General features: G+C 62.1%; 12 protein-coding genes. 5 read left to right on the top strand and 7 right to left on the bottom strand.

Features of this window, described 5'->3' with window-relative positions; translation table 11 throughout:
• Positions 1-12: 12 nt before the first annotated feature.
• Positions 13-1212: a sensor histidine kinase gene (locus tag ACNAOT_RS07710; protein ID WP_420181137.1), complete on the bottom strand. Its 1200-nt coding sequence runs from the start codon at positions 1210-1212 to the stop codon at positions 13-15.
• A 208-nt stretch (positions 1213-1420) separates the two neighbouring features.
• Between ACNAOT_RS07710 and ACNAOT_RS07715 the strand changes: the two genes are divergently transcribed.
• Positions 1421-1801 carry a DUF485 domain-containing protein gene (locus ACNAOT_RS07715; protein WP_017199418.1) on the top strand — a complete coding sequence of 127 codons (381 nt, stop codon included), beginning with the start codon at positions 1421-1423 and terminating at the stop codon, positions 1799-1801.
• Complete coding sequence (locus ACNAOT_RS07720) at positions 1798-3417, top strand: cation acetate symporter (RefSeq protein ID WP_420180633.1); 1620 nt, start codon at positions 1798-1800, stop codon at positions 3415-3417. The genes ACNAOT_RS07715 and ACNAOT_RS07720 overlap by 4 nt, the downstream gene beginning before the upstream one ends.
• A gap of 87 nt (positions 3418-3504) precedes the next feature.
• On the opposite strand, the gene ACNAOT_RS07725 is transcribed toward ACNAOT_RS07720, so the two are convergent.
• The 5 genes from ACNAOT_RS07725 to ACNAOT_RS07745 all read right to left on the bottom strand — a co-directional run bounded on the left by ACNAOT_RS07725 (position 3505) and on the right by ACNAOT_RS07745 (position 7088).
• Positions 3505-4524, bottom strand: a complete 1020-nt coding sequence (locus ACNAOT_RS07725) for a PHP domain-containing protein (RefSeq protein WP_420180634.1) — start codon at positions 4522-4524, stop codon at positions 3505-3507.
• A gap of 73 nt (positions 4525-4597) precedes the next feature.
• Positions 4598-5203, bottom strand: coding sequence for a hypothetical protein (locus tag ACNAOT_RS07730; protein ID WP_420180635.1), 606 nt, complete (start codon positions 5201-5203; stop codon positions 4598-4600).
• Between the two features lie 43 nt (positions 5204-5246).
• Entirely contained in the window at positions 5247-5654 is a 408-nt protein-coding gene (locus tag ACNAOT_RS07735) for a DUF4383 domain-containing protein (RefSeq protein ID WP_011774231.1), read from the bottom strand.
• Between the two features lie 129 nt (positions 5655-5783).
• Positions 5784-6563, bottom strand: coding sequence for a hypothetical protein (locus ACNAOT_RS07740; protein WP_420180636.1), 780 nt, complete (start codon positions 6561-6563; stop codon positions 5784-5786).
• 54 nt (positions 6564-6617) lie between these two features.
• Complete coding sequence (locus ACNAOT_RS07745; protein WP_091466379.1) at positions 6618-7088, bottom strand: Lrp/AsnC family transcriptional regulator; 471 nt, start codon at positions 7086-7088, stop codon at positions 6618-6620.
• Positions 7089-7283: 195 nt separating this feature from the next.
• Between ACNAOT_RS07745 and pdhA the strand changes: the two genes are divergently transcribed.
• Genes pdhA through ACNAOT_RS07760 form a run of 3 tightly spaced genes read left to right on the top strand, consistent with a single transcriptional unit; the run spans position 7284 to position 10884 of the window.
• Positions 7284-8453: a pyruvate dehydrogenase (acetyl-transferring) E1 component subunit alpha gene (pdhA, locus tag ACNAOT_RS07750; RefSeq protein ID WP_364305610.1), complete on the top strand. Its 1170-nt coding sequence runs from the start codon at positions 7284-7286 to the stop codon at positions 8451-8453.
• On the top strand, positions 8453-9463 hold the full coding sequence (locus tag ACNAOT_RS07755) for an alpha-ketoacid dehydrogenase subunit beta (protein WP_179019045.1): 1011 nt from the start codon (positions 8453-8455) through the stop codon (positions 9461-9463). Before pdhA ends, ACNAOT_RS07755 begins: the two co-directional genes overlap by 1 nt.
• Entirely contained in the window at positions 9460-10884 is a 1425-nt protein-coding gene (locus tag ACNAOT_RS07760) for a dihydrolipoamide acetyltransferase family protein (protein WP_420180637.1), read from the top strand. Before ACNAOT_RS07755 ends, ACNAOT_RS07760 begins: the two co-directional genes overlap by 4 nt.
• A 94-nt stretch (positions 10885-10978) precedes the next feature.
• Here ACNAOT_RS07760 and ACNAOT_RS07765 read toward each other — a convergent pair whose 3' ends face one another.
• Positions 10979-11851: an NAD-dependent epimerase/dehydratase family protein gene (locus ACNAOT_RS07765; RefSeq protein WP_091466385.1), complete on the bottom strand. Its 873-nt coding sequence runs from the start codon at positions 11849-11851 to the stop codon at positions 10979-10981.
• Between the last annotated feature and the right edge of the window lie 98 nt (positions 11852-11949).

Genomic DNA, 11949 nt, shown 5'->3' on the forward strand with positions numbered 1-11949 from the left:
GACTAACCGGCCTCAGGCGTCGTGCCCGGGCTGCGATTTCGGCACCCGCATGGTGATCATGGTTCCTTCGCCCGGGGCCGTGTCGATGATGAGTCCGTGCTCGTCGCCATAGACCTGTCGCAGGCGGGCGTCCACATTGCGAAGTCCCACGTGGATCCCGTCCGTGTGCCCTGCGAGCACAGACCGCAGATGCTCCGGGTCCATGCCGACGCCGTCGTCCTCGATGGTCACTTCGGCGAACGCACCGGAATCATTCGCGCAAATGGTGATGTGTCCGGGTCCTTCCTTGGCCTCCAAGCCGTGCCTGACGGCGTTTTCAACCAGCGGTTGGAGGCTAAGGAACGGGATGACCGTGCTGAGGACCTCCGGAGCGATCCGCAGGCTCACTTGGACCCGCTCGCCGAACCTTGCGCGCTCCAGCAAGAGGTAGCGATCAATGCAGCGGAGTTCCTCCGCCACAGTAGTGAAGTCGCCATGCCTCCGGAACGAGTACCGGGTGAAATCGGCGAATTCCACCACGAGCTCCCTGGCCCGGGCCGGATCGGTGTTGATGAACGAGGCAATGGCATTCAACGAGTTGTAGATGAAGTGTGGGCTTATCTGGGCCCGCAGGGCACGGACCTCGGCCTCCATCAGGAGGGTGCGCGATGATTCCAGCTCCGCGAGCTCCAGCTGCGCGGCAATCCAATCGGCCACCTCGCTTGTTGCCCTCACCAAACCGGCCCCGGCCGCGGGAGCGAGTGCAGCCACAGAGCCGACAACCCTGGATCCAGCCCGGATCGGTGCGATGACAGCGCTGAAGTCGTGGTTGCCGTGATCCGGCTTAGCGGCTGAGGGGTACCCGACAGCTACTACCACCGTCCGGCCAGTGGTTAATACTTCCTCCGCGAGCCGCATCAGCGATGGCCGGAGTTCCTCGGCGGCACCATCCCAGGCGAGCACGGCGTCGGTGTCCGTGATGGCCAGGGCATCGCAGCCCAGCAGAGCCCGTAATTGCTTGCTGGCCTTGGCTGCGCCTGCGGGGTGGAGACCAGCGCGAAGGTGCTGCCCTGCCTTGGAGGCTGCATGGAGTGTGTTGTAGGTTGCACGTTCGGCGTCCGTGCCAAGGTCGCGGAACGAGCGGATCACTTTGAGGCCAACGCCCACGACGACGGCGACTGCCAGCACGATCACGGCGATCGCTGCTGCGGTGAAAAGCGGGGAATCGGGCATAAGGCCAGCGTAGCCGGACGCACTGGTGGGGTCCGCCCGCTTGCCCTGATGCTCCCTCACGGCCACCGTTTGGCGCAACGTCGCAACCGTTGGGCGACGGCAGCGGACGATTCTCTGGAACAGGTGCCACAGAACGTTCGATAGTGATTGCAGTCACATTGGCAATGCGTGTGGAGCTGATGTGGACACATCACAATCAGGAGGAACCATGGGTAATGAGGCCCAACCCCAGGACGCAACGGCGTCCGTGGACTTCCAGGAAGTCCAACAGACGGAACGGTTCAAGACACTGCGCAAGCGGCACCGCAGCTTTGTCTTTCCGATGGCAGTGGTATTCCTGCTCTGGTATTTCGCCTACGTTCTCTTGGCCGACTACGCAGTCGGCTTCATGTCCATCAAGGTTTGGGGCAACATCAACGTCGGCCTGATTCTCGGCCTGCTGCAGTTCGTCACCACCTTCGGCATCACGGCCTGGTACGTGAGCTACTCCAACAGGAAACTGGATCCCATCGCTGCTGAAATCCGCAACGAGATCGAGGGCCACGAATTCGATAAGGACGGCAATGTGATCAGCGGGGCAGCAAAATGAATACCATCGTCCCGGCAGCAGTCAACGTCGAAGCGCTGAAAGACACCACCCTGCTCAACATGGGCATCTTCGCCCTCTTCGTGGCGGTCACCATGGTGATCGTCTTCCGGGCAAGCCGGAACAACAAGACCGCGGCAGACTACTACGCTGCCGGCCGGTCCTTCACCGGCTCCCAAAACGGCACGGCCATCGCCGGGGACTACCTTTCGGCGGCATCATTCCTAGGTATCACCGGTGCCATTGCCATCAACGGCTACGACGGGTTCCTGTACTCCATCGGCTTCCTTGTTGCCTGGCTGGTTGCCCTGCTCCTGGTGGCTGAACTGCTCCGCAACACCGGCAAGTTCACCATGGCTGACGTCCTGTCCTTCCGCTTGCGCCAGCGCCCGGTCCGTATCGCGGCGGCGCTGTCCACCCTCGCCGTTTGCTTCTTCTACCTTCTCGCCCAGATGGCAGGTGCAGGCAGCTTGATTTCGCTCCTGCTGGGAATCAGCGACTGGGGTGGCCAAGCCTTGGTGATCATCGTCGTCGGCGCCTTGATGATCATGTACGTACTGATCGGCGGAATGAAGGGCACCACCTGGGTGCAGATCATCAAGGCCATCCTGCTGATTGCCGGTGCCGGAGTCATGACGGCTATGGTGCTTGCGATCTATGGCTTCAACCTGTCCAGCCTGCTGGGCTCTGCAGCCGAGGCCGCCAACAACCCGGCCATCCTGAACCCGGGCCTGCAGTATGGCAAGACCGAAACTTCCAAGCTCGACTTCATGTCCCTTGGACTCGCCCTGGTTCTCGGAACCGCGGCCCTGCCGCACGTCCTGATGCGCTTCTACACCGTTCCCACGGCAAAGGAAGCCCGGAAGTCCGTTGTCTGGGCGATCTGGCTGATCGGCCTGTTCTACCTGTTCACACTGGTGCTGGGCTACGGTGCAGCAGCCCTGGTGGGTGCAGAAACCATCAAATCCGCACCCGGCGGCGTCAACTCCGCCGCACCGCTGCTGGCCTTCCACTTGGGTGGGCCGTTGCTCCTGGGCTTCATTTCGGCGGTTGCCTTCGCCACCATCCTGGCGGTGGTGGCAGGTCTGACCATCACGGCGGCGGCATCCTTCGCTCATGACATCTACGCCAATGTCATTGCCAAGGGCAAAGCTGATGCTGCTACCGAGGTGAAAGTGGCCCGACGAACGGTACTGGTGATCGGCGTCCTGGCTATCCTCGGTGGCATCTTCGCCAACGGCCAGAATGTGGCCTTCCTGGTGGCTTTGGCCTTCGCAGTTGCAGCCTCGGCTAACCTGCCCACCATCGTGTACTCCCTGTTCTGGAAGAAGTTCACCACCCAGGGCGCGGTCTGGAGCATGTATGGCGGCTTGGCTGCGGCCATCCTGCTGATCACTTTCTCGCCTGTAGTTTCGGGTGCCAAGACCTCCATGATCCCGGGAGCAAACTTTGCCTTCTTCCCGCTGAGCAACCCGGGCATCGTATCCATCCCGCTGGCCTTCTTCCTTGGCTGGCTGGGTACGGTCCTGGATAAGCGGCGCGAGGATCCGGCCAAGCAGGCGGAAATGGAGGTGCGCTCGCTGACCGGCGTCGGTGCTGAGAAAGCTGTAGACCACTAGCCCTGCCGACACCGAGCCAAACAGGGCCAACGCAACAGAAGGCTCCTCCTGCGAACGGCAGGAGGAGCCTTCTGGAGTCCGGATCAGTTACTTCTTCAGGCTCAGCCACTCCTTTAGCTGCTCCAGCGGCCACGTGGTGACAATCCGTTCCTTCGGCACCCCAAGGGCTTCCGCCCGCTCCGCACCGTACTGCAGGAAGTCGAGTTGGCCGGGGGCGTGGGCATCGCTGTCGATGCTGAACAGGCAGCCGGCGTCGAGGGCCATGTTGATGAGGTTGTCCGGTGGATCCTGCCGCTCTGGCCGTGAGTTGATTTCTACAGCCACACCCCATTCCGCACACTCTTTAAACACTTTGGCCGCGTCGAACTCAGACTCAGGCCTGGTACCCCGCGATCCTTGGACAAGGCGGCCCGTGCAATGCCCCAGGACGTTGGTATGGGGATCACTGATGCCGCCCAGCATTCGTGTGGTCATGGTCTTCTTGTCCGACCGAAGTTTGGAGTGAACGCTAGCCACCACTACGTCCAGACGGTCCAGCATGTCCGGTGTCTGGTCCAAGGTTCCATCCTCAAGGATGTCCACCTCGATGCCCTTGAGCAATCGGAAGCCGTCCTGTGCGGCATTGATGCCTTCCACCACGCCCAGTTGTTTCTCAAGCCGTTCGACGCTGAGGCCATTGGCGATAGTGAGGTTGGGGGAGTGGTCCGTCAGGGCAAGATACTCCCGGCCGAGAGTGCGGGCTGCGGCAACCATGGTTTCGATCGGTGAGCCGCCATCGGACCAGTTGCTGTGGCTGTGAAGGTCGCCTCGCAAGGCTGCCCGCAGGGTGTCGCCCCCAGCGGCCAAGGATTCTGTTCCGCGTTCACGCAGATCGGCCAGATAGTCGGGGGTACGGTCCTCCATGGCCTGCGTGATCACTTCGGCACTCCGGCTTCCCACGCCTTTGAGGCTGGTTATCCGCCCGCTGCTGACAAGCTTCGCCAGATCTTCCGGCGCAAGCTGCCGGACGGCGTCGGCTGCCTTGCGGAAGGCTTGGACCTTGAAAGTGGGAGCTTGGCTTCGTTCCAGCCAGAAGGAAATTTCGTCGAGCGCCTCGATGGGATCCATGGCTCCATGATCCACGAACCAGGCGCACCATCAACAGTGGGCAGTGTTAATGGTGCGCCGGTCCAGTCGCCGCCTAGTGGTGGCGACCCGGGTCCAGGGCGGGATTGGAGCCCTGGCCGTTGTTTCCGTCCGGCGACTGGCCGTGTTCACCATGGGGGACGGCGTGCTGTCCGGCCATCGAGGCTGCCAGGCCGGGTGTTGCCACTGTTGCAACAACGACGGCGGCTCCGAACGCGGCTGCCAGAAGCCGCCCGGTCCTTGGCTGGCCGTGGGCGCCGCCGTCGTTGGTCTTGTGCTGCCGCCTCAACCAGCCCGCTCCGGCAAGTGCCATGAGCGTTAGACCGAGGGCGGCGAGGTGGCTCACGTCAAGTGAGCGCTGGGTGGAGACGCCTGCCGCCATGACTGCGACGTGGGCCGAGGCAGCCACTGCCAAGGCTGGAACGGCATAGCGGGCGAAGATGAGTGAGTTGCGATGCAGGCCCCACAGAGACCAAGCCAGGAAGGCCAAGCCAGCCGTGAGGGTTGCCACACCGGCAATGACCAAACCGGGCGTTACCGGGTTGATGCCGGTGAGATACCCGGCGGCAAGGGAAAGCTCGACCATCCCGGCCGCCATGGCAGCGAAGTACACGAACAGTAAGCTGGCTGCCTTCAACGTGGGGTGATTTCTGCTTTCCATGGCTCCCGCCGTCCTTTCGCTTTTAGTGGCGCGTAGTGGGTGATCAGGCGCGGGCGGAAGCTACGGCGGCCTTGTCCTGGGACAGTGCGACACCCAACAGGACAACTGCGCTGGCAAGGTGCAGCACGTTGTCTGCTCCGTTGAGGGCGATGATGTTCAGTGAGGAACCCACCAGGAAGAGCCCGAGGATACCCACCAGAAGGTAGACGCCTCCTACAGCCGTATTCACGGATTTGGACAGCGTGACGCTGTTCATGCCGGCATAGAGAAGGGCAGCGCCGATGGCCAGGTGGATGATGTTGTGAAGCGGGTTCACAGCGAAAATGATCAAGTTGGCGCCCTCGGTGGCGAAGAAGCCGATTCCCGAGGTGACAAAGAATCCGAGCACGCCTACCAAGAGGTAAACGGCTCCGAAGATGGTGGCGATCAAGCGATTGGGCGAAGTACGCATTGGTCCGAACCTTCCGGTGATGGCCGGAAATCCCGGCCGTCCTGCTGAGCCCCGGGTGGGGCTCTCAGGAAGTGATTCGGACCATTCGCGCAGGTGGATGGGTGGTGGGAAGGATTATTTTCCAGTCACTTAGGGGCGGAGTCGGATGCTGCTCATCTTCAGCTCGTTGGTGCCCTCGAAGATGTATTGAAGATCGATGGTCTTGCCGTCGCATTGGAGCTTGCCGGCAAGGTCCGCCTTGTTGTTTCCGTTCTCCGAGTTCACGTTCACGGAGTTGTAGTTTGGTTTGCATGAGCTGTCCAGCTCCAGGCTGGCAATGCCATCAACGAACGATTGCTTGTCCAGTTCATCCTTCAACGGCTGGCTCAGGTAGTTGTCGTAGGCCTGCTCCGTTTGGCCTGACACCACCAGATTAGTGAATTCATCGGCCAGGGATCTTGCCTTGGAGGTTGCGTTGCCCACCACGTTGACGAGCACCAGTATGCCCACCACAGCCAGCACAACAACTCCCGCCACAACGCTGAGGACGATCCACAGCAATTTCCGGCTCTTTTTCGGTGGTTGCTGGCCGTATTGCCCCGGGGAATATTGCCCTTGCGGGTACTGGCCGGGCGGGTACTGGCCCGGCTGGTATTGGTTTTGGGGCTGGCCCGGCACGCCGTATTGCGGGTTGCCCTGGGGAGAAGCGGGCGACGGCGGCTGTTGCCACTGCGGGGAGCCGCCACTCTGCGGGGGGTACCCGGGTCCCGGCGGAACCGGCGGCGGGTTATACCCGGGTTGGTGATCCGGCTGGCTGGGTTCTTGCGGATTGCTCACGGTAGTGCCCCTTTCGGCAGCCTTCGGCAGCGCCACCACCTGGCCGGGAACCTCTGGACGGTCCCCGATGCGTTCTCTTGCATCAAATCGCATGTCCGCTTCCATGGGCAAGAGCGCGCCAGGAATAACTGCAGGTAGAAAGGGAATTCAGGCCTTCGTGCGCCGCCCCAGCAATGGTTGCACCCGATAGGGGATCATCTCGCGCATGGCCAGTGCCGTATCCGTCCGCTCCACGCCGTCGCAGCCGAGGATCTTCCCGTTGATCCGGTACAGGTCTTCCGCATCCAGGGCCACAACCCGCAGCAACAGGTCCGCGGAGCCCGTCAGGCCGAAACCTTCCAGGATCTCCGGAATGTCCGCGAGGTCCTGGGCAAGTGAGGCCAATTTCTGCTGTTGCACATGGACCGTGATGAACGCCGTCAACGGATAGCCGAGGGCCACCGGATTGATTCGCCGCTCGAATGACAGGAACGCGTGTTTCTTCTCGAGCTGGGCCATGCGGGCCTGCACTGTATTGCGGGACAAACCCAACTTTTGCGCCAGTGCCACCACCGTCCCGCGGGGGTCCTTGGCCATGGCGGAAAGGAGCCGGGTGTCAGTGCCATCCAAGGGTTGCATAATGCGCAAGATTAGCACGGAGCCCGAGTCCAAAACAGGGCAGAATGCTCAATTTCAGCAAGGGTAGTTGTACCCGATGCGCGTTGTGAGTAGGGTCACAATTAACTCCGGCGAAGGTGCCGGAGGGCCGGTCTGCGACAGGATCACAAGTCCCGCCAGCGCCGACGAAAACGAACCGGAAGGTTGCGATCACCTGTGTTAACGGATCAGGCGGGCAAGGGAGTGCACCATGACGCTCCACGCCCAGGACATAGTGCGCAAAATCCCTTGAGGACCGGCGGCGACATGCTCCAGTTGGTGTCGCCGGACGGCGAACGCATCAGCCACCCGGAATTTGATATCTGGGTCAAGGACATCAGCGATGAACAACTGTGCTCCTTGTATGAGGATATGACGGTTATTCGCCGTATTGATGCGGAAGCTACGGCATTGCAGCGCCAGGGCGAGCTGGCATTGTGGCCCCCGTTGCTGGGGCAGGAAGCAGCCCAGATCGGTTCAAGCCGCTCCCTGCGGGACGACGACTTCGTTTTCCCGAGCTACCGGGAAAGCGGCGTGGCCTATGTGCGTGGCGCCCACCTCTCCGAGATCGCCCGCGTATGGCGAGGCAACGCCTCCTATGGCTGGGATCCCCTGCGCATCAATCTGGCGACGCCCCAGATCATCATAGGTTCCCAGAGCCTGCACGCCACCGGCTATGCCATGGGCGTCCAGTTGGATGGTGCCAACACTGCGGTCCTTGCCTACTTTGGCGATGGTGCCACGAGTGAAGGCGACGTGAGCGAGGCCATGGTGTTCGCCGCGAGCTACCAGGCACCCGTGGTGTTCTTCTGCCAGAACAACCATTGGGCAATATCCGAGCCCGTGCGCGTGCAGTCCCACGTTCAGTTGGCTGACAGGCCCACCGGATTCGGTATCCCGAGCATGCGGGTTGATGGCAATGACGTCCTGGCTGTCATGGCTGCGACTCGTGTTGCCTTGGACCGGGCGCGCAAGGGCGGCGGACCTACCTTCATTGAGGCGGTCACTTACCGCATGGGTCCGCACACCACCGCTGATGACCCTACCCGGTACCGTGACCCCAACGAGCTGGAGGATTGGGCCGCCAAGGACCCGATCCTGAGGCTGCGCAAACTGCTGGAGGCCAAGGGCCTGCTGACTGAGGACGTTGAAACCCAGGTGAAGGCAAAGGCTGACGCGGTGGCCGCGGAACTTCGGTCCAGCTGCATCGACATGCCGGACCCGCAGCCGTTGGACGTTTTCAACCACGTCTACAGCACCCCCAATTCCTGGATTGAACGCCAGAAGGACCACTACTCGCGCTACCTGAACAGTTTCAACCAGCCAGTCGAGGAAGGTGCACTCTGATGTCCAAGCTCACTTTTGCCCGGGCCATCAATGCAGGCCTCCGGAAGTCCCTCGAGAACGATCCCAAAGTAGTCCTCATGGGAGAAGACATCGGTTCGCTCGGTGGCGTTTTCCGCGTCACGGATGGGCTGCAGAAGGATTTCGGGAAGCACAGGGTGATCGATTCGCCGCTGGCTGAGTCCGGCATTATCGGCACCGCAGTTGGCTTGGCCTACCGTGGCTACCGGCCGGTTTGCGAGATCCAGTTCGATGGTTTCATCTACCCGGCGTTCGACCAGATCGTCAGCCAGGTAGCCAAGATGCACTACCGGACCCAAGGGCGAGTCAAGATGCCCATCACTATCCGTGTTCCGTTCGGTGGTGGCATCGGATCGCCGGAGCACCATTCCGAATCACCCGAAGCGTACTTCACCCACACTTCCGGCCTCCGGGTTGTAGCTGTGTCGAATCCGCAGGATGCCTACACCATGATCCAGCAGGCCATCGCGTCCGATGATCCCGTCCTCTACTTCGAGCCCAAGCGGCGTTACCACGACAAGGGCGACGTGGACGAGACCATTGACCTTTCCACTGCGCTTCCTTTGGACAAGGCTGCCGTGGTGAGCCCTGGTTCCGATGTCACGCTGGTTGCCTATGGTCCACTTGTCAAAACGGCCAAGGACGCTGCCATGGCAGCGGCCGATGAAGGCATTTCCGTGGAAGTCATCGATCTTCGCTCCCTGGCCCCTGTGGACTATCCCGTCGTCGAAGCTTCTGTCCGCAAGACCGGTCGGATGGTCATCACCCACGAGGCCGGCCAATCCGGTGGCCTCGGCGCCGAGATCGCTGCAAGCATCACCGAACGCTGCTTCCATTACCTGGAGTCCGCTCCCGTCCGCATCACCGGATTCGACGTTCCGTACCCATACTCGAAGCTCGAAATGCACCACTTGCCGGACTTGGACAGAATTCTCGACGGCGTGGACCGCGCCCTGGGCCGCCGCAACTCCCTGAGTGGACTGGAAGGATGACCGCCACCATGATCAAGGAATTCAGGCTGCCGGACCTGGGCGAGGGCCTGACCGAATCGGAAATCCTGAGCTGGAAAGTGGCGGTGGGGGATACCGTTACGCTGAACCAGGTCATCGCCGAGGTCGAAACCGCCAAGGCCGTCGTCGAGTTGCCCTCGCCCTTCGCAGGCGTGGTGGCTGAACTTCACGAGCAGCCCGGCAGCGTGGTGGAGGTTGGCAAGCCGATCGTTTCGTTCGAGGTTGACGACGCCGGGTCCTCCAACGGGGGCGCCGCACCTGTTGCTGTTAAAGAGTCTGCCGGGACGGGGTCCGCAGGTGACCGTGCCGCCGTCGAGACATCCGCCAATGGTGCCGCCGCTCCCGCCGATGGGGTGGGGAGCCCAGCGAAACGCGAGCCGAACCTGGTCGGTTACGGCGCCGTCGTCGAACATTCCGGTCGCCCGACGCGGCGTGCCCGCGTACAGGTACAAAACGTGAAGGCCCCAGCGCCGGAGGCGCCCGCGGCCGCCGATCCCGTGGTGCCACGTCAGACGGAGGCCGAAACCTCCGAGCGACCGCGATCCACCCCTCCGGTCCGGAAGCTCGCCCGTGACCTGGGGGTCGACCTGGAGCTCGTTCCCGGGACCGGGCCGGGTGGGCTCATCACCCGCGAGGATGTTCAGAACTTCTCCGGTACACCGGAAGCTCCAGCTGAGGCTCCAGGTTCTGCTGCACAGGGTGAGCGGGAAACCCGAACGCCCATTAAGGGTGTTCGCAAGTTCACGGCCGCAGCCATGGTGCAGAGCGCGTTCACTGCCCCGCATGTGACGGAGTTCCTCACGGTGGACGTCACGGCAACCATGGAATTGCTGGCCAGGCTCAAGGGCAATAAGGCATTCGAAGGCTACAAGCTGACGCCCCTGACAATTGCGGCCAAGGCGGTTCTGGTGGCGTTGCGGAACAACCCATCGTTGAACTCGCGGTGGGATGAGGCCAACCAGGAGATTGTCCAGTTCAATTACGTGAACCTGGGCATCGCGGCCGCAACACCCCGGGGCCTGACGGTCCCGAACATCAAGGACGCGGACCGCTTGACGCTTCGTGAGCTCTCCACGGCTTTGACTGAGCTGACCGATACGGCGCGGGCAGGTAAGACGTCGCCGTCGGAGTTGTCTGGTGGCACCATCTCCATCACCAACATCGGCGTGTTTGGCATCGACGCCGGGACTCCCATCCTGAACCCGGGCGAGGCCGCGATTGTGGCCCTTGGCGCTGTGAGGAAGGCGCCGTGGGTTGTTGACGACGAACTCGCGGTTCGGCAGGTCATGTCGCTCAGCCTGTCCTTCGACCACCGCTTGGTGGATGGGGAACAGGGTTCACGATTCCTTGCGGACCTCGGCTCAATCCTGGCCGACCCTGCCATGGTCATGACCATGATCTGACGCGTCCGAAGCTGCGCCGGCCCATCCCTTTACGAGTGCTTGCAGGAAACTGCAGCTAAGGGGTGGGCCGTCGCGCGTCGGCCGGTGGGCGGCGTCAGTCTTCGGTTGGCGTGGTGCGGTTGGAGTGGACGTTGCGCCAGCTATGCTCAGGCTCAAAGCCCAACAGCCTGCGGGCTTTGTCGATGGACAGCATGGTTTCGTGCTCACCCAGTTCCTTGAGGACCTCGACGCCGGGGAAGACTTCGGCTGCCAATTCGGCGCTGCTTCGACTCATCACGGTATCGGCGGCGGCAATGATGAAGGTCTCGAAGCCCGGTTCCCCATGCTCCAGGGACCGCACCACGGCAAGGGCGCCGTCCCGGGCATCGATGTAGCCCCAGAGGTTCCATTTCCGGAGCGTTGCGTCGGAGTCGAAGGCAGGGAAAGCGTCGTAATCCTCGGGGTCCATGACATTGGAGAATCGCAGTGCCGTGATGCTCAGTTCCGGATCCCACCGCGTCAGTTGGATGGCCATCTGCTCCTCGAGGTGCTTAACCAGCGAGTAGGTGCTTTCCGGTCGAGCCGCGTACTCCTCATCTACGGGAATGTAGGGAGGCTCGATGTCGAAGGGGAGTCCCAGCACGGTCTCGCTGGAGGCGTAGACCACCTTCTTGATGCCCGCCCTCCGTGCCGCTTGGAACACGTTGTAGGTGGACACCATGTTGTTCTCAAAGATCGCAGCGTCCGGGGCCAGCCCCGGCGCTGGAATGGCTGCCAAGTGGACTATCGCGTCCAAGCCGTCGTGTTGGTCATCCAAGCCCAGGACGACATCCAGGACCTGTCCGTAGTTGCGGAGGTCCACGTTGACGTAACCCCGGCCGCGCGTGCCTGCGCGGTCCATGTTAAGCACCTCGTGGCCGTCCTGCGTAAGACGTCGGACCACGCTCCTGCCCAGTTTTCCGCTTCCGCCGGTGACTGCAATCCTCATGGGGCGCTCCTCGATAGTGGCTGGTACCTCAGCCTGTTGCTTTGTAGATTCAACACGGGTTCGAGTTTCAGCCTAGGCGGCACGGCGGCGGAAAACAG

The sequence above is a fragment of the Paenarthrobacter sp. TA1.8 genome (genome assembly GCF_048595705.1).
GTDB lineage: Bacteria > Actinomycetota > Actinomycetes > Actinomycetales > Micrococcaceae > Arthrobacter > Arthrobacter nitroguajacolicus.

Coding starts and splice junctions, on each gene's coding strand:
- ACNAOT_RS07710 (WP_420181137.1), bottom strand. CDS start 1,212: ATGCCCGATTCCCCGCTTTTCACCGCAGCAGCGATCGCCGTGATCGTG.
- ACNAOT_RS07715 (WP_017199418.1), top strand. CDS start 1,421: ATGGGTAATGAGGCCCAACCCCAGGACGCAACGGCGTCCGTGGACTTC.
- ACNAOT_RS07720 (WP_420180633.1), top strand. CDS start 1,798: ATGAATACCATCGTCCCGGCAGCAGTCAACGTCGAAGCGCTGAAAGAC.
- ACNAOT_RS07725 (WP_420180634.1), bottom strand. CDS start 4,524: ATGGATCCCATCGAGGCGCTCGACGAAATTTCCTTCTGGCTGGAACGA.
- ACNAOT_RS07730 (WP_420180635.1), bottom strand. CDS start 5,203: ATGGAAAGCAGAAATCACCCCACGTTGAAGGCAGCCAGCTTACTGTTC.
- ACNAOT_RS07735 (WP_011774231.1), bottom strand. CDS start 5,654: ATGCGTACTTCGCCCAATCGCTTGATCGCCACCATCTTCGGAGCCGTT.
- ACNAOT_RS07740 (WP_420180636.1), bottom strand. CDS start 6,563: ATGCGATTTGATGCAAGAGAACGCATCGGGGACCGTCCAGAGGTTCCC.
- ACNAOT_RS07745 (WP_091466379.1), bottom strand. CDS start 7,088: ATGCAACCCTTGGATGGCACTGACACCCGGCTCCTTTCCGCCATGGCC.
- ACNAOT_RS07755 (WP_179019045.1), top strand. CDS start 8,453: ATGTCCAAGCTCACTTTTGCCCGGGCCATCAATGCAGGCCTCCGGAAG.
- ACNAOT_RS07760 (WP_420180637.1), top strand. CDS start 9,460: ATGACCGCCACCATGATCAAGGAATTCAGGCTGCCGGACCTGGGCGAG.
- ACNAOT_RS07765 (WP_091466385.1), bottom strand. CDS start 11,851: ATGAGGATTGCAGTCACCGGCGGAAGCGGAAAACTGGGCAGGAGCGTG.